Genomic DNA, 20249 nt, shown 5'->3' with positions numbered 1-20249 from the left:
TAGCCGCAGACCGGGTCCGTGGCTCAGGGAATCAGCGAGCGGAGCTTCTGACGGGTTTCGGCGTCCGTCGAGTAGACGACCGTTCCGATCATGCCGCGAGTCAGAAGCACCTTGTACGTGTTGCGGATGAGACGGTCGACGTCCTCCTCAGGCGTCGCCTTCGTGAAGGAGGGGTCCTTCGAGGCGGTACGGTCCGCCACCCAGCGGTCGGTCCTCCAGACCAGGTCCGGGCCCATGATCACGCCCGACCAGTCGTACTCGAAGCCCTGGGCGGTGTACACGCATCCGACCTGCCCGAAGCCGGCCGGATCGGTGGCCCAGAGCGGAGCCGGCGGTGCACCCAGAAGGGATCGGTCGCCGTACAGGTTCCACGGCCTCGACCAGTCGCCGATGACCACGTCAGCGGGCAGGGTCGTCATCGAAGGAGTGATCTTGGTGGTCCACTTCCAGCAGTAGCCGGCGGAGAGCCGGGCGCCGTACCCCTGCGCGCGCTTGTCGCCAAGGCAGTTCTCCAGCTCCTGCGGGCTGTCGACCGTCAGCAGCTGGACCTTCCCGTCCGGCTCCCATTCGACGGGCCCGTCGCCATCGAGGCCGAGGAGACCGGTCACCCAGCCCAGGTAGGCGTCGCTGCCTCCGCACCGGAATTGGCTGTCCAGCTCCACCAGCGTGAAGTCCACCTCCTGTTCGTGCGCGGCTTGCCTGATCTGCTCGACCGTTCCCATCTCGCCCGGACGCACCACCTGGTGCTGGTCGAGAAGGAACACCGGGACCCGGGCCGCGTCGATCAGTTCCGCCACCTGTGGGCGACCCGTCCGGAGGCCGGCCTTGGTGTAGCGGTTGGCGGAGGTCTTGCGGAGCCGGTGTGCCTCGTCGCAGACGAGCACGTCGATGTCGTTGGGCTCGGCCTCCATGAAGCTGTTGAAGTAGCGGAACAGGCGCTGGACCTCCGGCTTGCGGGCGCCCGCGACCTTGCGCATGGTCTTCGTGAACGACTGCGATCCGGTGGCATGGAGAGCCGGCACACCGCGCCGGTACAGGTCGCCAAGCACGGACAGGGCGATCACGCTCTTGCCGGATCCGGGCCCGCCGGTTACGACGACCACCTGTTTGCGTTTGGAGCGGCGCGCCTTGCGGACTGCCGCCATCACCGTCTCGTAGGCGAGCCGCTGCTCGTCGAGCAATACGAACTGTTCCCGGTCGCGGACCTCATCGGCAGCCACGGCCATCAGCTGCCTGGACGGCCGCACCCTGGCCTGCAGGAGGTCATCCGCGGCGGCAGCACCCGGCTTGGCGGCCAACCTCGAACGCAGGTAGTCGAGGAAGGCGCCGCGCTGATCACCGGTGAACATGCGGCCGCGGTGGTCCTCCTCGACCTCTCGCAGTCCCGCGACCAAGAACTCCGTCGCGTTGTGCAGGAAGGCAACTCCGACGATCGAATCGGGATTGCGCTCAAGGGCTCCGTTGAACGAGACCATGTAGTCGCAGTAACCCCGCACCTGCTCGATGGGGTTCAGGACGGGTGCGCGGTAGGACGGCACGCTGCACCGCAGCGGATCATCCTCCAACGGGTGGGCTTCGCTCCATTGCTTGAGTTCCACGACGACGTACGACGACTCGCCGGATGCCGGATGCACACCGGCCAGTATCACGTCCGCGCGCTTGCTCGTCAGCGGCAGTCCGTACTCCAGCAGCATCTCGACCTCACCGAGACCCGCTTCGACCAAAGCATGGGTGAGCGCGGGAATGCTCCGCTCCCAGGAGCGAACCTCCGCAGCGTGCGGCTTGTGGCCATGCCGGTGAAGGAAGTTCTCGCTGAGAAGCTCCACCAGCCGCCCCTCGAGGGGGGTGCGGTTGGCCAAGGACGCGGCGGACTCACGGAACAGCAAGGAATCGCCCCCAGGCAGCACGGAGTAGCTCGTGCGGGTGGGGGCGTGTCCTTCGGTGCCACGTGAAGTGGAGCGGAAGCCCGGCGGGCCGCTGAGATGTCTGCGTCATCTTATGGCAGTGCGTGGATCATGCAGCCATGCGCAGAATCACGATCCGGGCCGTGGGGCGGCAGCCTGCGCGAGACCTGCAGGTCCGGCGGAGCCGGGTAGACAGGTCGCGGTGCGAGGCGGAGATCAGGATGGTGGTTCGACGAATGGTCACTAGCGACGCCGTGGCCATTGCTTGGCAAGCGGTGTCTGCCGTGACCTCGGGTCGCGGCAAGGTGGCTACAGGCCGTGCTGGTCGAGCATCGCCATCAGTTGTGGCCAGTCCGCCACGTCACCGATGATCCCGTCCGGGTCGTCGATCTCGTCGTACGTCCGGGCGAGGGATTCGATCGCGTCGCGTGCCAGCCCCACGGCTTCCGTCGCCCTCCCGGTCTCCGTCAGCGGGCGTAGCGCGGAGACCGCCTCTGTGGCCTGAAGCCGTAGGCACGGGCGTCCGCGTACTCGACGTAGCCGTACTGGGCGAAGGGCCGCGTGTCGAGCAGAGCCAGGATGCGCTCCCGAACGGCGCTGGGATCGTCGCCGGCGGCGGACGCCCGCAGTACGCACCACGTGAAGTGCGTGGCGATCCTGGAAGCCGCGGGACAGGGGTGTTGACCTGGCTCTGTTCAAGGACCGGCGTGCCGGGGTGCGGCGTGCGGGAGTTGGGCCATGCCCGGGTGTCGGTGGCGCCAGTCCGTGTAGGCCGGGCTGGCGGTACACGTGTCCAGGTAACCGGCCGCCACCGCGCGCAGGATGTCGTCTCCGTGGGAGGCCAGCGGACCGTCACGGTGCCAGGCCAGGACGTGGCGGTACCAGAGCGGGTTTCCCGCGAGGGGGCGGACGGCGACGCCGGGGGTTTCCGAGAAGGTGGCTTGGCAGAGGCTGACGGCCAGGCCTGCGCGGACCAGTTCGATCAGCTGGCGCCCCTCGGCCTCGTGCGGGGCGGAGGGGCGGCGGCCGGTCAGCGCGCACACCGAGGACCAGTACTCGCGGGTGCGGTCGCCGTCGGGCCGGGGCATCGCCCAGTCGTGATCGGCGAGTTGGGTCAGGGACACGGCCTCCTGGCCGGCCAGTGGGTGGGTCGCGGGCAGCAGGGCGAAGACGGGTTCGGTGACGACGGGGGTGAGGACCACCCCGTCGCGCGGCGGCAGGACCTGCTCCGGGTGGTCGCCGAGGACCGCCGCCTCCAGGCGGCCGGCGGCGAGGTCGTCCAGGAGCGTGACGGGGGAGTAGTGGCACCGGGACGTCACCTCGGCCTCGGGCAGCAACGTCCCTATGGCCAGGATGAGGTGGCCGATGAGGGGAGCACCGACCGATCCGACGCGGACTCGGTCCGGGGACGCCAGGTGGGAGGCCGCGCGGGCGGTGTCGGCGAGGAGCACGTCGATGCCCGGCAGGACGGCGTGGGCCCGGGCCAGCACCAGCTCACCGAAGGCCGTGGGCGTGGCTCCGGCCCGCCGCCTGTCGAACAGGACCCCGCCGAGCATCGACTCGATGCGGCGCAACTGCGTGCTGAGGCCCGGCTGGGTCATGGACAACGCGGCGGCGGCCCGGGTGAGGCTGCCGGCCTCGGCGATCGCGCACACCACACGTAGGTGCCGTACCTCCAGTTCCATGCCGCGCATGTTAAGGAGCGACCGGTGCTTTCGGACAGGATCCGGCTTCCCTCAGTCGTATGTGAAATGTCACATACGATAAAGGTGCATTCATGAGAGCTGGCCACCGATGTACCTCACGTGCGTTCGAGTAGAGCAGCGGCACCAGGATGGCTGCCGCATCGGTGAACGATTCGCCGGCCCCCGGCCCCACACCAAGGAGCCGGCGGCACCGCGCGGGGTGGGGTCAGCTGCTGCTCTTCGCCGGGTCCTTGAGCCCGATCGTGGCGTAGTCGAGCTGCCCGCCGAAGGACGTGTGGCCGAAGGCGCCGGCGATGTTGGTGCCGAGCAGCAGCGGCATGCGTTCGATGACGGTGGGCGCCGTCGGAGCCTTGGCGAGGATCTCCCCGTCCAGCTGCCGCCATGCGGCGTTGGCCTGCGCGGCGTCGGTCATCTCGGCGATCTCGTCCATCCGCTTCATCGTCGCCTCGTCGCGGAACAGCGAGTGATTGCCGGAGTTTCCCGTCTCCTTGATGTAGCGGCCGTCGAAGAGGAAGGGCAGGAAGGTGGAGCCGGAGGGGTAGTCGGGGCACCAGCCGGTGTAGACGAGGTCGGTGCGGTTCTTGGTGTCGCCGATGGTGTCGTAGAAGGCCGACGGGTCGACGGCGTCGATCGTGACCTTGATCCCCGCCCGGCCCAGGGAGTGCTGTATCGCCTCGGCCACCCCCTTGTCGCCGTTGGAGACGGTGATACGGGTGGCGATCCCGTCCGGCTTGCCGGCCTCCTTCAGGAGCTGCTTCGCCCGCTCCACGTCACCCGTGGCCGGGATCCCCGGTGTGTCGGGCTGCTTGCCGCCGAAGAGCGAGCCCGGCATGAGGGCGGTGGCGGGGTCGTTGAGGGCCGGGCCGCCCGAGGCGGTCAGCACCGCCTCGCGGTCCAGGGCGTACTGCACGGCCTGCCGGACCCTGACGTCGTCGAAGGGGGCGCGGCCCGTGTGCATCTGCACCATCTCGGTGCAGTTGGTGGACTCGGCCAGCAGCCGTGCCCTGACGTCGGCCTTGGTGAGTACCTTGGGGGTGCTCTCGGGGCGCAGCTTGCTCCAGGCGACGGCAGAGGCGTCCACGCCCTCCGAGGCGATGAGCCGGTCGTCGATCTGGTTGGCCCTCAGCCCCATCACCACGACCAGCTTGTCCGGGTACGCCTTGCGCACGGTGTCCGTCGTCGGGTCCCAGTGGGGGTTGCGGACCAGTACCAGCCGCTTGTCCCGGTCGTACGACTCGATCTTGTAGGGGCCCGAGGAGAACGGACGGTTGTCGTACTGGGGGCCCTTGTCCTGGGCCCTGGGCACCGGGGCGAAGGTGGGCAGGACGGTGGCGTTGGGGAATTCCGCGAAGGGCTTGCGGAGTTCGAAGACGATCGTGTGGTCGTCGGGGGTCTTGACCGAGTCGAGGTGCTGCCCCTGGGCGGGGCCCCGGTAGCCCTCGGCGCCGGCCAGGTAGCGGGCGGCGTAGTCCGGGCCGCCGGGCAGGTCGGGGGAGAAGGACCGCTCCACGTTGTACTTGACGTCCTGGGCGGTGATCGGGGTGCCGTCCTCGTACGTGAGGCCCTTCTTGAGCTTGAAGGTCCATGTCCTGGCGCCGTTGGAGGAGACACCGAGGTCCTCGGCGAGGTCGGGGACCAGCTCTCCGCCCTTCGCACCCGGTTCCGCCTTGTACGTCACCAGCGTGCGGTAGAGCAGCCGGGTGCCGAAGTCCATGTCGCCGATCACCCAGTTGCGGGCCGGGTCGAGGTGGGTGAAGTCCTGGTTGGACAGGACGGTCAGCGTGCCGCCCTTCTGTGGAGTGCCGCCGACTGTGGCGCCCGTGTTGGCGAGGGCGGGGTTTTTCGCGTCCTTGTCCTGCTGACCGCTGCTGGAGTGACTGCCGTTGGAACAGCCGGCCATGCCGAGCGTGAGGGTCGCCAGCAGGGCGGTGGCCGCCGCGTGCAGAGTGCGCTTGTTCATCAGTGGTCACTCCGTGGCAGTCGGGGAGCCTGAGGGGGCTGCAATGTGACCCGTAACATAGTTATGTGAAATGGCACCCACAATTGTCGGGCCTCCATAGCACGGAGTTATGGGCATGTGAGGGCTCCACGGTCACCGTTGGCGGCGGCCATGCTGTCGCGCAATCCCACACGTCACTGTGCGGTCATGCGGCCGCGAAAGGGACCCATGAACCCTGCGTACGCGACCGTCGACCACGTCTTCACCGTCCCCCTGGACCACGCGGCCCCGCACGGTCCGACCATCCAGATCTTCGCCCGGGAGGTCACCGATGCGCGCCGAGCGGGTCGGCAACTGCCCTGGCTGCTCTATCTGCAGGGCGGCCCGGGCGGCAAGTCGCCCAGGCCGTCGGCCGGTTCACCCGGCTGGCTGCCCCAGGCCCTCGAAACCCACCGGGTCCTCCTCCTCGACCAGCGCGGCACCGGCCGCTCCACCCCCGTCACCGCCCGGGCGGCCTCCCGCTTCGCCTCACCGGCCCGGCTTGCCGACCACCTCGGCCACTTCCGCGCCGACTCGATCGTCGCGGACGCCGAACTGATCCGCCGACAGCTCTGCGGCGACGAGCCCTGGGAGACCCTCGGCCAGAGCTACGGCGGCTTCATCACCCTCGCGTATCTCTCCCAGGCCCCCGAAGGTCTGCGCGCGTGCTACGTGACCGGCGGCCTGCCCGGCCTCTCGGCCACCGCCGACGACGTCTACGCCCGCACCTACCCCCGGGTGCGGGACCGCGTCCTCGACTTCTACGCCCGCTACCCCGAGGACGCCGCCCGGCTGCGCGAGATCGCCCGCCTCCTGGCCTCCACCGATGTGCGCCTGCCCGACGGAGACCGGCTCACCCCCCACCGGCTGCGCACGCTCGGTCTCGCCCTCGGCATGGGCGACGGCTTCGAGCGGGTCCACTGGCTTCTCGACGAATCCCTCGACGGGGAAGCAGAGCTGACCGACACCTTCCTCCACCAGGTGATGACACTGACCGGCTTCACCGACAACCCGCTCTTCGCCGTCATGCAGGAGACCCTGTACGGCCAGGGCGCGGGGCCGACCGGCTGGGCGGCGTCCAGGGCCATGGCGGCGTTCCCCGAGTTCGCCGAGGACGCCGACCCCCTCCTGCTCACCGGAGAAATGATCTACCCCTGGATGTTCCGCGAGATCAAGGGCCTGCGCCCCTTCGCCGACGCCGCCGATCTGCTCGCCCAACGCCCCGACTGGCCACCGCTGTACGATCCTCGCCGCCTCGCCGCCAACCGGGTCCCGCTCGCCGCACTCGTCTACCACGACGACATGTACGTGGACGCCGGGCTCTCCCTGTGCACCGCGCGCGAGGTCGGCGCCAGCCGGGTATGGGTCACCAACGAATGGGAGCACGACGGCGTCACCGCCTCCGGTGGCCGCGTGCTGTCCCGCCTGATGGACCTGGCCGCGGGGTGCGCGTAGGGCACTCGCGGTTCCCTCCACCTGCTCCCACCTGCCCTCCCACCTGCTCCCACATCCTTCCCCCCTCTCACCTCCCTCGCACCCCCTCGACCTGCCTCCGACGGGAGAGACATGACCACCCCGTTCCACCGCCTGCGGCCGCTCGCCGCGGCCGTCGCCCTCACCTCCTGCCTGTCCGCCCCCACCGCGGCCGCTGCCCCCGGCTCCCCGACCCCCGCCGCCGGCTGCGCCCTCCCGGGCCGGACCGGCTGGACGGACGAGGGCCACGACACCGACCGGACCCAGTTCCAGCCCGCCACCGGAACCCGCCGCGTCCTGACGCTGTACGTGGACTTCCCCGACGCCCCGGCCACCGACTCCACCGAGCCGTACGCCGCTCACCTCGCCCCGGCCGCCGCCTGGATGAGCCGCGCCAGCTACGGCCGCCTGCGACTGGAGAACACCCCACTGCACCGCTGGATCCGGATGCCCGCCGACTCCACCTCCTACGGCTTCGCGCGCGGCCTCACCTTCGAGGCCCACGAGAAGTACCTCCGCGACGCGATCACGGCCGCCGACCCCTACGCGGACTTCTCCCGCTACGACATGGTCAACGTCGTCCCCGCCAGGACGGCGACCGCCATCCCCTTCTCACCGACCTACCTGTACGACCCGGCGACGCCCGGCATCACCGCCGACGGCACCCGCCTCAAGTGGGCCGTCACCTTCGGACAGGACATGTGGCGCTGGGGCCACAAGGTCGCGGCTCACGAGACCGCCCATACCTTCGGGCTGCCCGACCTGTACTCGTTCACCGGCGCCACCCACCAGTACGTGGGCGGCTGGGACGTCATGGGCAACATCGCCGGCCACGCCCCGCAGTACCTCGGCTGGCACTCCTGGAAGCTCGGGTGGACCCGCGACGACCAGGTCGCCTGCCTGCCCGCGTCCGGGCGCCGAACGGTACGGCTGACCCCGGTGGAACGGCCCGGCGGAACCAAGATCGCCGTGCTGCGGACCGGTGAGACGACGGCATACGTGGCGGAATCCCGCCGTGCTCAGGGCAACGACGCGGCCGCCTGCTCCACCGGCGTCCTCGTCTACAAGGTCGACTCCGCCGCCCGGACCGGCGAGGGCCCGGTGCGGATCATGAACGCGAACCCGACCACGCCCCCGCCCACCGGCTGCACCCCGCTGGACCTGGCCGCGTACGCACCCGGACAGAGCTTCGCCGACCCCGCGACCGGCGTGCGCATCGACGTCCTCGCGGGCGGACGGACGGGAGACACGGTGCGGCTGAGCAAGGAGTGACCGCGGTGGCCCTCTGGAAGGTGCTGCACGTGCCGGACCGGTGGCTGAAAGGGCGGCGTCGGCCGGCCATGGCAGTCGGGTCGACTCCGTTGTTGATCACATGAGGTGAAATACTCTCCCGGCGACGACGAACTGGATCGAGCTGCTTTGCGGAGAGGAGCCAGTGATGCCGGGAGCCTCCACTCCGCGGTACTCCACCGGAAGGTGTGAGCGCGTCTGGACCGAGGCCGTCGGTTTTCTGCGGCAAGGTCGACTGGACCTGGCCGCCCATCGCTTTGAACAGGCCGTCCAGTACGACCCGTCGGCCGCCGACGCCTGGCTCGGCCTGCACGCCGCAGGACAGCGCCAGGCAGAGGCCGTTGATGCGATGTCACGGCACTACCGCTCCTTCGGGGCCCTGCGCAGCAAGTACGGCATGCCGCTCAAGTCCCGTTTCGACCTCGGCGTCTACGTCTCCTTCCGGCTTGAGCACGCGCGTGACCTATGGCTCGCCAACCTGTCGAAGCTCCTGAACGAACGGCGCCTGGACGAAGCGTGGCAGTCGCTCGAGGAGGCGTACCTGGACTGCGACGAGACCCGGTTCGCGTCCACGCGGTACGCCTTCTTGAGGCAGGACTGGTCCCTCGTCCTTCACTTCTCACGGGGTATCACCGACGCCTTCCTGCGTGACGAGTCCCAGTTGTACGTGGCCAGGGCCCTCGTCGAACAGCACGTGTTCCACGAGGCGCTCAACGCCCTTGCGGCGCTCCCGCAAGCACTGGAGAAGGAGGGGAGGTTCGACGGGGAAGTCGCCTACGTACGCGGTCTCGCGTACGAGGGGCTGGGGCGCAACGACGAGGCCCTGCGCCACTTCCAGTACGCCTTCCGCTGTTTCCCCACCCTCGCCGATGTCGCCGAGCGCGCCCAGGCCGTCACGGTGCAGGCACCCGCGCCGTCTCCGGTCCAGCGGACACCCCGCACGGCAGCGACCGCGAACGACGCGGCACGCACCACAGATGACCTGAGCCGGGAGGAACGGCTGAGGGAAGCGATGGCGCTGTTGGACGGCATGATCGGACTGGAGCCGGTCAAGCGCCAGATCCGCACGCTCATCGCGCAGTTGAGGATGGCTGCCGTACGCAGAGAACAGGGAATCCCCTCGAACTCGGCCCCGCAGCACTTCGTATTCGCCGGCCCGCCAGGCACCGGGAAGACCACCGTCGCCCGCGTGATCGGCAACGTGTTCGCCGGGCTCGGGCTCCTCGAACAGGGCCAGGTCATCGAAGCGCACCGTGTCGACCTGGTCGGTCAGCACCTGGGCGAGACCGCCGTCAAGACCAGCAAATTGATCGACTCCGCCCTCGACGGTGTCCTGTTCATCGACGAGGCCTACTCCCTGTCCAACAACGGGTACTCCAAGGGCGACGCCTTCGGTGACGAAGCGGTCCAAGTCCTCCTCAAGCGTGCCGAGGACGACCGGGACCGCCTCGTCGTCATCCTGGCCGGCTATCCGCACGAGATCAGTGAGTTGCTCGCGACCAATCCCGGGCTGGCGTCCCGGTTCACCACCCGCGTGGACTTCCCGTCGTACTCCGCCGACGAACTGGTGCGGATCGCGCTCGGTCTCCTGGAAGCGCAGGGCGACCGCCTCGACGAGGACGCCGCCACCGCGCTCGAAACGTGCTGCGGGCAGGCCGCGGACGACGGCCTCGTAGACCAGTTGGGCAACGGCCGCTTCGCCCGCGAACTGTGCCGCAAGGCCGCCGCCCTTCGCGATCTGCGCCTGGACGAACTGCACGGGACTTCCAGCACACCCACCCGGGAAGAGCTCACCACCGTGCGCTTCGTGGACGTCTCCCAGGCCTTCCGGGAGCTCTGCGACAGCCTGATCGCACCCTGAGAACCGACGAACGTCCAGGCCTGCCCGTCGCCCCTGACCCCCGAGCGCAGGCGGAGCGGCATGCCGAAGAGGTGGAGTTTTGTTAAGACTTGATGCCGTCGGCAAGCGCTGCGGCAGAGGGCGCTGGATACTCCGGCATGTGGACGTACTGGCTCCCCCCGGCGAGATCGTGGCCTTCACGGGCGGGAACGGCTCGGGAAAGTCCACCCTGTTGAGGATCGCGGTGGGGCTGACCCGGCCGACGTCCGGCTCCGTGGCGGGGAGGCCCGCGGCCGTCGGCTACGTTCCGGACCGGTTCTCCCCCAACGAGGGCATGTCCGCGGTGGCTTACCTGACGCACATGGGCCGGGTACGCGGGCTGGCCACGCCGGCCGCGGGGCGGCGTGCGCACATGCTGCTGGACCGGCTCTCCCTCGTCGGGGGCAGAGCCGCCCCGCTGCGGAGCCTGTCCAAGGGCAACGCGCAGAAGGTCGCGCTTGCCCAGGCCCTGATGATCGACCCCGGCCTGCTCGTCCTCGACGAGCCGTGGTCGGGCCTGGATGCCGACACGCACGGGGTCCTGGCCGAGATCATGGCCGAGGTGGCGGGCGCGGGCGGCGCCGTGCTGTTCACCGATCACCGGGAATCGGTCACCCGGGCGGCCGCCACGCGGACCTATGCCGTCGAGCGTGGGCAGGTGAGGCCGGTTGCGGAGGAGGGCGAGCCGGCGACGGCGCTCCGTTCCCTGGCGGACCTCGTCCTCGCCGCTCCCGCCCGGGGGCCCGAGCCCGGCGTCCTGGCCTGGGAGGCGCTGGACGGCGTACTGTCCGTGCGCCACGAGCGCACGGGAGTCGCTCTGCGGGTCGACCGGGGGCGGGTGGATTCCGTGCTGCTCACCGCTCTCCAGCACGGCTGGTCCGTGGTGCGGGTGGCCGAGGCATCCGTATCCGGCCACCGTACGCACACCGCCTGGGACATGCGTTGATCGCGCTCATCCGCTACACGTTCGCCACCGCGCTCCACACCCAGCGCTACCTCGCACCGGTGCTGTTGTTCGCCGGACTCATGGCCGTACTGACCGTCAACGGCAGTGGCCCGCTGCCCCCGGCCTACGCCTCCTCCGCCGGGGCCCTGTTCATCTGCTCGACCTGGCTGACCGTCGCGCTGATGAGCCTCGATGACGCGGCGCAACGGGCGATCACGGTCGTCGCCGCGGGCCGATCCCTCAGCGTTCTCCTGGCGGCCGTCGCCACCACTCTGCTGAGCTGCCTCGTCCTGATGGTCTTCGGCCTGTTCTTCCCCCTGTGGACCGGCAGTTACGACGTTCAGCCGGTCGACTTGCTGCTGGGCGTGGAGGCCCAGCTCACCTGCGCACTCGCCGGAACGGCGATCGGCGTGCTGTGTTCCCGTCCGGTCTTCAGGCGCCAGGGGTACGCCCTTGTGGCAGCGCTCGTCCTGGTGGTGGTCACCGTCTTCACCAAGAACCTGCCGCCGGTGAACCGGCTGTTCCAGCTCATGGCCACGTCGTCGGACTCCGGTGAACTCCTTGCCCCCGCCGGCCGCATGCTCGCCGTCTCCGCCGTCGTCCTTGCCGCGTTCACGGCGCTCACGCAGTACGTCGCCACGCGCAAGGACTGATCGACGGCCTCAGCGCTCGAGATCGGCGACCCTGACGCCGGTCGCCGAGGCCACGGGTCCGTCCATTTCGGGCCCGATCCGCCGGTTCCGGGTGTACGCGGCGACGGCGGATGGCACCGTGCCGTCATGAACGAGATCAACACGGAGCACCGGGCGGACCGGCCCCGCGGGCCGCAGCTGCTCGCCGTCAGCGACCTGCACGTGGCCCACGCGGAGAACAGGACGATCGTCGAGGGGCTCCGCCCGGAGTCGGACGGCGACTGGCTCATCGTGGCCGGCGACGTGGGGGAGCGGACCGAACAGATCGCCTGGGCCCTGCGGACGCTGCGGGACCGCTTCGCCCAGGTGTTCTGGGCCCCGGGCAACCACGAGCTGTGGACCCCGAAGCAGGACCCGGCCGGACTGCGCGGGGTGGGCCGCTACGAGCACCTGGTCGAGGTCTGCCGCGAACTCGGCGTCCTGACCCCCGAGGACCCGTACGCCCTGTGGGAGGGGACCGGCGGCCCGGTACGGATCGCGCCGCTCTTCCTCCTCTACGACTACACCTTCCGGACGCCCACGGCCGCGAACAAGGAGGAGTCCCTCGCCCAGGCCAGGGCTGCGGGAGTGGTGTGCACCGACGAGTTCTACCTCCACCCCGACCCGTACGCCAGCCGCGAGGAGTGGTGCGACGCGCGGGTGGCCTACACCGAGGAGCGCCTCGCCGCCTGCGACCCCGAGGTCCCGCTGGTGCTGGTCAACCACTACCCCCTGGTCCGGGCGCCCCTGGACATCCTGCGCCTGCCGGAGTTCGCCCAGTGGTGCGGTACGGAGCGCACGGCCGACTGGCACCTGCGCTTCAACACGGCCGTGGTCGTCTACGGGCACCTCCACATCCCCCGGACCACCTGGCACGACGGGGTGCGCTTCGAGGAGGTGTCGGTCGGCTACCCCAGGGAGTGGAAGCGCCCCGGCCACGCGCGCACCGTGCCGCGCCGGATCCTCACCGCGGCGGGCGCCGGTGCGTCAGCGCCCGACGGGCAGGCCGGTCGGCTCCTTGACGCGCTTCATGATGATCTGTGAGTTGACCTCGGTGATCCCCGAGAGTGCGGTGAGCTGCTCGATCCAGAGGCGTTCGTACGCGCGCAGGTCCGCGACCGCGATCCGCAGCAGGCAGCCGGGGCTGCCGAAGAGGCGGTAGGCCTCGATGACGTCGGGGATGTCCTGCAGGGCCGCCTCGAACGCCTCGACGGCCTCCCGGTCCCGGCGTACCTCGACCGAGACCAGCACCTCGAAACCGCGGCCCACCGCCTCGGGGGAGATCACCGCGCGGTACCCCTGGATCACCCCGTCCTGCTCCAGCTGGCGCACCCGGCGCATACAGGGGGAGGGGGTCAGGCCCACGCGCTGGGCCAGCTCCTGGTTGCTGAGGCGGCCGTCCGCCTGGAGCTCACGCAAGATATCTCGGTCGATCGCATCCATGACGCAATTATCCACTTCTCCAGAGGGCGGGGCGGACGAAAGAGGCAATCGTGTTGCGCGTAGATCTCCCTATGATTGCTGCTTTCAGCACATCTGTACGAGATCTCACTCGCGTACGACAGAAGGGCGGCCTCGGCCATGGGACGGATCGTCGTCATCAGCACCGGCGGGACGATAGCCAGCCGTTGGCAGGGTTCCGGTTTCGCCGCGGACGCCGACGGCCAGGAGGTCGTCGCCACCGCGCCGCTGCCCGAGGGCGTCACCGTCGAGCTGGTCGACCTGTTCAGCGTGAACAGCCCCCGGCTCACCACCGCCCACCAGCTCACCCTGCTGCGCACCGTGCACGAGGTGCTCGCCGACCCCGGCGTGGACGGCATCGTCGTCACGCACGGCACCGACACCCTCGAAGAGAGCGCCTTCCTCGTCGACCTGCACCACCACGACCCGCGGTCCGTGGTCTTCACCGGCTCGCAGCGGCCCATGGGCACGGCCGACGGCGACGGACCGGGGAACCTGTACGACGCGCTGCTCACCGCCGCGACCACGCGCGGGCTCGGCGTGCTGATCGCCTTCGCGGGCCGGGTGCACGCCGCCCGCGGCACGGTGAAGACCGAGGCCGTGGCGCTGGACGCGTTCGCCGACCCCTCGAAGGAACTGCTCGGGAAGATCGGCTACGGCAAGGTCACCATGCTGCGCGCACCGCAGCGGTCCGCGGCGCTTCCGCTGCCGGCCATGCCGGAGGTTCCGCCGCGCGTGGACATGGTCATGCACCACGCCGACGGCGACCCGGTGCTGCTGAACGCGGCCGTCGAGGCCGGGGCGCAGGGCATCGTCCTGATCGGGACCGGGGCGGGCAACGCGACTCCGGAGATCGTGGACGCGGTACGGGCCGCCGTCGCGCGCGGGGTGCTGGTCGCGCTGACCACCCGGGTGATGGCCGGGCCGGTCACCGAGATCTACACGCACGGCGGGGCGGTGGACCTGGTCGCGGCCGGGGCCGTGCCGATGGGGACGCTGCGGGCCGGGCAGGCGCGGATCGCCGTGCTGGCCGCGTTGCTCGCGTCTGACGCGGTGGCGGAGCGGAACCGGGTGCTGCGGGGGGCGCTGGATGTGGATGGGGCGGTGCTGGTCGACGCCTGACCCTTTCCCTCCGGGGTGGTTTGCCGGTGGGTTGGGCGGGGTGGGTGGTGCCGGTGTGAGGCTCGGCTGCGGGCCGGGTTCACGGGGCTCCGCCCCGGACCCCGCGCCTCAAACGCCGGCGGGGCTGGATCTGGGGCTCCGCCCCGGGCCCCGCGCCTCAAACGCCGGCGGGGCTGGATCTGGGGCTCCGCCCCGGGCCCCGCGCCTCAAACGCCGGCGGGGCTGGAGGTGCTGGAGCGAGGCTGGAGGTGCTGGAGGTGCGGCCCCGGCCCGGGGCGGGCGGCTGGGTCAGGGGCGGGTGAAGGCTGCGAGGATCTGGTCCGCCGCTGAGGTGGCCGTGGTGGTGCCTGCGCGGACGGCGGACTCCAGGGCCGGCGCGAGGTCCCGTACCGCCGGGTCCGAACGCAGGCGGTCCAGGAGTTCGTCGCGGACCATCGACCAGGTCCACTCCACCTGCTGCGCCGCCCGCTTCGCCGCCAGCCGGCCGCCCGCGTCCAGCAGGGTGCGGTGCTGCTCCAGCCGGTTCCACACCTCGTCCAGCCCGGCCGACTCGCGTGCGCTGCACGTCAGGACCGGCGGGGTCCAGGCCGCGTCGGCGGGGTGCATCAGGCGCAGCGCGCCCGACAGCTCCCGGGCCGCGGCCTTCGCGTCCCGCTCGTGCGGGCCGTCCGCCTTGTTCACGGCCAGGACGTCGGCCAGTTCCAGGACGCCCTTCTTGATGCCCTGGAGCTGGTCACCCGTACGGGCCAGGGAGAGGAGGAGGAAGGAGTCGACCATGCCAGCCACCGTGGTCTCCGACTGGCCCACGCCGACCGTCTCGACGAGGACCACGTCGTAGCCCGCCGCCTCCATGACGATCATCGACTCCCGGGTGGCCTTCGCGACCCCGCCCAGCGTCCCCGCCGAGGGGGAAGGGCGGACGAACGCCGCGGGGTCCACGGCCAGCCGCTCCATCCGCGTCTTGTCGCCGAGGATGGAGCCGCCCGTGCGCTTCGACGACGGGTCGACCGCGAGTACCGCGACCCGGTGGCCCAGCCCGGTCAGCATCGTGCCGAACGCGTCGATGAAGGTGGACTTCCCGACCCCCGGCACCCCGCTGATGCCGATCCGGCGGGCCTGCCCCGCATGCGGCAGCAGTTGCGTCAACAGCCGCTGGGCCAGGGCCCGGTGGTCGGCCCGGGTGGACTCGACGAGGGTGATGGCGCGCGCGATGTGCGCGCGCTTCCCGTCGAGCACGCCCTTGACGTACACGTCGATGTCGATCTTGGGGGGCATGCTGCCGGCCGCCTACAGCTCGTGGCCGAGATCCGCGGCCAGCCGCGTCACCAGGTCGTGGGCCGCGTCCGGGATGACCGTTCCGGGCGGGAACACCGCCGTCGCGCCCATCTCCAGCAGCGTCGGGACGTCCTGCGGGGGGATCACCCCGCCCACGACGATCATGATGTCCTCGCGGCCCTCCTCCGCCAGCTGCTCGCGCAGCGCCGGTACGAGGGTCAGGTGGCCGGCCGCCAGCGACGAGACGCCCACCACGTGGACGTCCGCCTCGACGGCCTGGCGGGCCACCTCCGCGGGGGTCTGGAACAGCGGGCCGACGTCCACGTCGAAGCCCAGGTCGGCAAAGGCGGTCGCGATCACCTTCTGGCCGCGGTCGTGCCCGTCCTGGCCCATCTTGGCCACCAGAATGCGCGGACGGCGGCCCTCCGCCTCCTCGAAGCGGTCGACCAGCGCGCGGGTGCGCTCCACGGAGGGGGACTCACCTGCCTCGTTGCGGTACACACCCGAGATCGTACGGATCTGGCTCGCGTGCCGCCCGTACACCTTCTCCAGTGCGTCCGAGATCTCACCTACGGTCGCCTTCGCGCGCGCCGCGTCCACCGCCAGAGCCAGCAGGTTGCCCTCGCCGCGCTCCGCCGCGTTCGTCAGCGCCCGCAGGGTGTCCTGGGTGACCGCCTCGTCGCGCTCCTCGCGCAGCCTGCGCAGCTTGGCGATCTGCTGGCTGCGCACCGAGGAGTTGTCGACCTTGAGCACGTCGATCTGCTCGTCGTTCTCCACGCGGTACTTGTTCACGCCGATCACCGGCTGCCGGCCCGAGTCGATCCGCGCCTGCGTACGGGCCGCGGCCTCCTCCACGCGCAGCTTCGGGATGCCCGCGTCGATGGCCTGCGCCATGCCGCCGGCCGCCTCGACCTCCTCGATGTGCTGCCAGGCCCGCCGCGCCAGGTCGTAGGTGAGCTTCTCGACGTACGCGCTGCCGCCCCACGGGTCGATCGACCGGCAGGTCCCCGACTCCTGCTGGAGCAGCAGCTGGGTGTTGCGGGCGATGCGCGCCGAGAAGTCCGTCGGCAGCGCGAGCGCCTCGTCGAGGGCGTTGGTGTGCAGCGACTGGGTGTGGCCCTGGGTCGCCGCCATCGCCTCGATGCAGGTGCGCGTCACGTTGTTGAAGACGTCCTGCGCGGTCAGCGACCAGCCGGAGGTCTGCGAATGCGTGCGCAGGGACAGCGACTTGGCGTTCTTCGGGTCGAACTGCTTGACCAGGCGCGCCCACAGCAGGCGGGCCGCGCGCAGCTTCGCGACCTCCATGAAGAAGTTCATGCCGATCGCCCAGAAGAACGACAGCCGCGGCGCGAAGGCGTCCACGTTCAGCCCGACGGCCTGCCCCGCGCGCAGGTACTCCACGCCGTCCGCGAGGGTGTAGGCCAGCTCCAGGTCGGCCGTGGCTCCCGCCTCCTGGATGTGGTAGCCGGAGATGGAGATCGAGTTGTATCGGGGCATCTTCTGCGAGGTGAAGGAGAAGATGTCCGAGATGATCCGCATCGAGGGCTTCGGCGGGTAGATGTAGGTGTTGCGGACCATGAACTCTTTGAGGATGTCGTTCTGGATGGTCCCGGCGAGCTTGTCGGGGGAGACGCCCTGCTCCTCCGCCGCCACGATGTACAGCGCGAGGACCGGCAGCACCGCGCCGTTCATCGTCATCGACACCGACATCTTGTCCAGCGGGATCCCGTCGAACAGCTGCCGCATGTCGTAGATCGAGTCGATCGCCACGCCCGCCATGCCGACGTCGCCGGTGACGCGCGGGTGGTCGCTGTCGTAGCCGCGGTGCGTCGGCAGGTCGAAGGCCACCGACAGGCCCTTCTGGCCGGACGCCAGATTGCGCCGGTAGAAGGCGTTCGACTCCTCGGCCGTGGAGAAGCCCGCGTACTGCCGGATCGTCCAGGGCTGGTTGACGTACATCGTCGGGTACGGGCCGCGCAGGTACGGGGCCACGCCCGGGTACGTCGCCAGGAAGTCCAGGCCCTCCAGGTCCCGCCCGGTGTACAGCGGCTTCACGCCGATGCCCTCGGGGGTCTCCCACAGCAGGTCGCCGGTGGCGGTCCCGGTGGACTCCTTCACCGCCGTGCGCCACTGGTCCTCGGACCCGGTGGCGCCGGGGCCGCCGAGCGGGAGTTCGGAGAAGTCGGGGATTGCGGTGCCGCTCAAGACGCGACTCCCATCCGGTCGAGAACGGAGGACAGCACGGCGACCGCGTCGCAGCCGGCGAAGACGTACTCGTCCACGGCGGTCGGGGCGGTACCGGGCTTGCCGGCGAGGAACACGGTCGTGGCGCCCGCGGCCCGCAGGGCTTCGGCCACCGCCTCGGCCTGCTCCTCGTACAGGGCGTCACTGGAGCACAGCACGGCCATGCCGTCGGCGCCGCTCGCCGCGTAGGCCGCGGCGGCCGTCCCCGGGTCCACGGACACGGGGTCGTGCACGGCTTCGACGCCGCCCGCCTGGAACAGGTTCGAGGCGAAGGTGGCCCGCGCGGTGTGCGCGGCCGCCGGGCCCAGCGCGGCCAGGAAGATCCGCGGGCGGGCCCCGGTCGCCGCCAGGTGCGCGTCGCTGCGGGCGCGCAGCGCCTCGTAGGCCTCGTCGCGCCGGACGCGGGGCAGTCCGCCGGTGGGTCCCGCGGGCGCGGGCTCGCGTACGACCGGCTTCTCCGAGAGCAGCGGGAACTCGCTGACCCCGGTGATGGGTTCGCGGCGCTTGGCGAGCTTCTTCGAGCGCGCGGCCCAGGTGGCGGCGAGGCGGTCGGCGACCAGCCCGGAGCGCAGGGCGGCGGCCTGGCCGCCCGCCTTCTCCACGGTCTGGAAGAACTCCCAGGCGGCGTGGGCGAGTTCGTCGGTCAGCTGCTCGACGTAGTACGAGCCGCCGGCCGGGTCGATCACGCGGGCCAGGTGCGACTCCTCCACCAGGATGGTCGAGGTGTTGCGGGCGATCCGGCGCGCGAAGGCGTCGGGCAGGCCCAGCTCGTGGTCGAAGGGCAGGACGGTGACCGAGTCCGCTCCGGCCACCCCCGCGGCCATGCAGGCCACGGTCGTGCGCAGCATGTTCACCCACGGGTCCCGGCGGGTCATCATCACCGGCGAGGTCACCGCGTGCTGGCGCTGGGCGCCGGCCTCGGGGGCGCCGCAGGCCTCGGCGACGCGGGCCCACAGGCGGCGGGCGGCGCGCAGCTTGGCGATGGTGAGGAACTGGTCGGCGGTGGCGGCGTATCGGAACTCCAGCTGGCCCAGCGCCGCTTCGGTGCTCAGCCCGGCCCCGGTGAGGGCCCGCAGGTAGGCGACGCCGGTGGCCAGGGACAGGCCCAGCTCCTCGGCGGCCGAGCCGCCGGCCTCGTGGTAGGGGAGCGCGTCCACGGCCAGGGCGCGGATCCCGGGGTACCCGTCGGCGGCCGTCCGGGCCAGTTCGAGGGCGTCGGCGAGACCGAGGGCCTCGCCGGTACGGGCCTCGTGGCCCAGCGGGTCGGCGCCGAGGCAGCCGCGGGCGGCCTCGGGGGCCACCTCGCGCTCGGCGTACAGGCGCAGCAGAGCGCGGGCGGCGTCGGCGTACTCGGCGCCGGCGTCCAGGGACACGGGGGCGAGGTCGAGGTAGACCCCGTCCAGGGCGCGGGCGAGCCCGTCGAGCGGGATGCCGTCGCGGCCCAGCGTGAGCCAGAGCGAGGTGACGCCGTTCTCCAGGTCGGCGAGGACCGCCTCGTTCACCCGTACGGGATCGCCGCCCAGGTGACGCTGGCGCACGTCCCAGCCGTCGGCGGCATTGCCCTCGGCCCTGCCTCCGCGGACGAAGGGGGCGAACCCCGGGAAACCGGTGTCGGCCGCCGTCTCGGGCGCGGTGTAGAGCGGGCGGGTGGTGAGCCCGTCCTCGAGCGTCGTGGACAGGGCGTCTTCCGCGGCCTCGCCGGATACTTCCTTGCCCGACTTGCGCAGCACGCCTTCAACCAGGCGCTGCCACTGCTCATGCGTCGCGTCAGGGAACTCGGCGGCCAAGGAGAGCCCGTCGTCAGGCAGGACCGTCATGGCTCGAATGCTAGGGGGGTGCTCTGGGAACGACCATAACCACCGGATGTGATCTCCCCCTCTCAATTGAGATGGGAGGGGTCACGAAAGAGCGGACGGGGGGTGCGGTGCGGCGGGCCGGAGCACGAGCCGGGGCCCTGCGGGCGGCTCGGCGGTTGTCGGGTTCGGCTGCGCCTGGGCTCCTGGGGCTCCGCCCCAGACCCCGCGCCTCAAACGCCGGCGGGGCTGGATCTGGCCGTGTGCCCTGCGGGCGGCCTGGCGGTGTCGGGTCCGGCTGTGCCGGGGCCTTGCCGGCGGCTCGGCGGTGCTGGTTCGGCTGCGCCCGGGCCTCTGGGGCTCCGCCCCGGACCCCGCGCCTCAATCGCCGGCGGGGCTGGATCTGGCCGTGTGCCCTGCGGGCGGCCTGGCGGTGTCGGGTTGGCCTTGGCGGGGCCTGGTCGACTGCGCCGGGCCTCCGCTGTGTGCGGTTGGTTCCGGTGGGGC

The 20249-nt window shown here is 71.0% G+C and carries 15 protein-coding genes; 7 read left to right on the top strand and 8 right to left on the bottom strand.

Annotated elements, in window-relative coordinates; translation table 11 throughout:
• Positions 1 to 23 precede the first annotated feature (23 nt).
• From AB0D94_RS26080 to AB0D94_RS26065, 4 genes are all read right to left on the bottom strand, one after another.
• The gene (locus AB0D94_RS26080) at positions 24 to 1886 is read right to left on the bottom strand and encodes a DUF2075 domain-containing protein (protein WP_362056140.1); all 1863 of its coding nucleotides are present in this window, start codon (positions 1884 to 1886) and stop codon (positions 24 to 26) included.
• Positions 1887 to 2213: 327 nt separating this feature from the next.
• Positions 2214 to 2345, bottom strand: coding sequence for a hypothetical protein (locus tag AB0D94_RS26075; RefSeq protein WP_362056138.1), 132 nt, complete (start codon positions 2343 to 2345; stop codon positions 2214 to 2216).
• Between the two features lie 254 nt (positions 2346 to 2599).
• Entirely contained in the window at positions 2600 to 3589 is a 990-nt protein-coding gene (locus AB0D94_RS26070) for a LysR family transcriptional regulator (RefSeq protein ID WP_362056136.1), read from the bottom strand.
• A gap of 226 nt (positions 3590 to 3815) precedes the next feature.
• A complete protein-coding gene (locus AB0D94_RS26065; protein ID WP_362056134.1) occupies positions 3816 to 5570 on the bottom strand; it encodes an ABC transporter substrate-binding protein in 1755 nt (584 codons plus the stop codon).
• Between the two features lie 207 nt (positions 5571 to 5777).
• On the opposite strand from AB0D94_RS26065, the gene AB0D94_RS26060 reads away from it, so the two are divergent.
• The 6 genes from AB0D94_RS26060 to AB0D94_RS26035 all read left to right on the top strand — a co-directional run bounded on the left by AB0D94_RS26060 (position 5778) and on the right by AB0D94_RS26035 (position 12891).
• Positions 5778 to 7043, top strand: coding sequence for an alpha/beta fold hydrolase (locus AB0D94_RS26060; protein ID WP_362056132.1), 1266 nt, complete (start codon positions 5778 to 5780; stop codon positions 7041 to 7043).
• A 111-nt stretch (positions 7044 to 7154) separates the two neighbouring features.
• Positions 7155 to 8333 (top strand): M6 family metalloprotease domain-containing protein, encoded by a 1179-nt coding sequence (locus tag AB0D94_RS26055; RefSeq protein WP_362056130.1) that lies wholly within the window; start codon positions 7155 to 7157, stop codon positions 8331 to 8333.
• Between the two features lie 166 nt (positions 8334 to 8499).
• On the top strand, positions 8500 to 10212 hold the full coding sequence (locus tag AB0D94_RS26050; RefSeq protein WP_362056128.1) for an AAA family ATPase: 1713 nt from the start codon (positions 8500 to 8502) through the stop codon (positions 10210 to 10212).
• Between the two features lie 139 nt (positions 10213 to 10351).
• Positions 10352 to 11176 (top strand): ABC transporter ATP-binding protein, encoded by an 825-nt coding sequence (locus AB0D94_RS26045; RefSeq protein WP_362056126.1) that lies wholly within the window; start codon positions 10352 to 10354, stop codon positions 11174 to 11176.
• Positions 11173 to 11829 carry a hypothetical protein gene (locus AB0D94_RS26040; RefSeq protein WP_362056124.1) on the top strand — a complete coding sequence of 219 codons (657 nt, stop codon included), beginning with the start codon at positions 11173 to 11175 and terminating at the stop codon, positions 11827 to 11829. Before AB0D94_RS26045 ends, AB0D94_RS26040 begins: the two co-directional genes overlap by 4 nt.
• A 126-nt stretch (positions 11830 to 11955) precedes the next feature.
• Positions 11956 to 12891 (top strand): metallophosphoesterase, encoded by a 936-nt coding sequence (locus tag AB0D94_RS26035; protein WP_362056122.1) that lies wholly within the window; start codon positions 11956 to 11958, stop codon positions 12889 to 12891.
• Here the strand turns inward: AB0D94_RS26035 and AB0D94_RS26030 are convergent.
• Positions 12835 to 13290: an Lrp/AsnC family transcriptional regulator gene (locus AB0D94_RS26030; protein WP_362056120.1), complete on the bottom strand. Its 456-nt coding sequence runs from the start codon at positions 13288 to 13290 to the stop codon at positions 12835 to 12837. The two genes, AB0D94_RS26035 and AB0D94_RS26030, sit on opposite strands and share 57 nt — an antisense overlap.
• Before the next feature lie 138 nt (positions 13291 to 13428).
• Here AB0D94_RS26030 and AB0D94_RS26025 point away from each other — a divergent pair, with 138 nt between their 5' ends.
• The gene (locus tag AB0D94_RS26025) at positions 13429 to 14430 is read left to right on the top strand and encodes an asparaginase (protein WP_362056118.1); all 1002 of its coding nucleotides are present in this window, start codon (positions 13429 to 13431) and stop codon (positions 14428 to 14430) included.
• Positions 14431 to 14718: 288 nt separating this feature from the next.
• On the opposite strand, the gene meaB is transcribed toward AB0D94_RS26025, so the two are convergent.
• From meaB to AB0D94_RS26010, 3 genes are read right to left on the bottom strand one after another with little or no spacing between them, the layout of a single operon-like run.
• On the bottom strand, positions 14719 to 15705 hold the full coding sequence (gene meaB / locus AB0D94_RS26020; RefSeq protein ID WP_362056116.1) for a methylmalonyl Co-A mutase-associated GTPase MeaB: 987 nt from the start codon (positions 15703 to 15705) through the stop codon (positions 14719 to 14721).
• Between the two features lie 12 nt (positions 15706 to 15717).
• Complete coding sequence (scpA, locus tag AB0D94_RS26015) at positions 15718 to 17910, bottom strand: methylmalonyl-CoA mutase (protein WP_266940440.1); 2193 nt, start codon at positions 17908 to 17910, stop codon at positions 15718 to 15720.
• Positions 17907 to 19766, bottom strand: a complete 1860-nt coding sequence (locus AB0D94_RS26010; RefSeq protein WP_362056113.1) for a methylmalonyl-CoA mutase family protein — start codon at positions 19764 to 19766, stop codon at positions 17907 to 17909. The genes scpA and AB0D94_RS26010 overlap by 4 nt, the downstream gene beginning before the upstream one ends.
• Positions 19767 to 20249: the final 483 nt, after the last annotated feature.

This window comes from Streptomyces sp. NPDC048255, assembly GCF_040652415.1.
Taxonomy (GTDB): Bacteria; Actinomycetota; Actinomycetes; order Streptomycetales; family Streptomycetaceae; genus Streptomyces.
The sequence above is the reverse complement of the archived record's forward strand: the minus strand, read 5'-3'. Positions and strand labels throughout refer to the sequence as shown.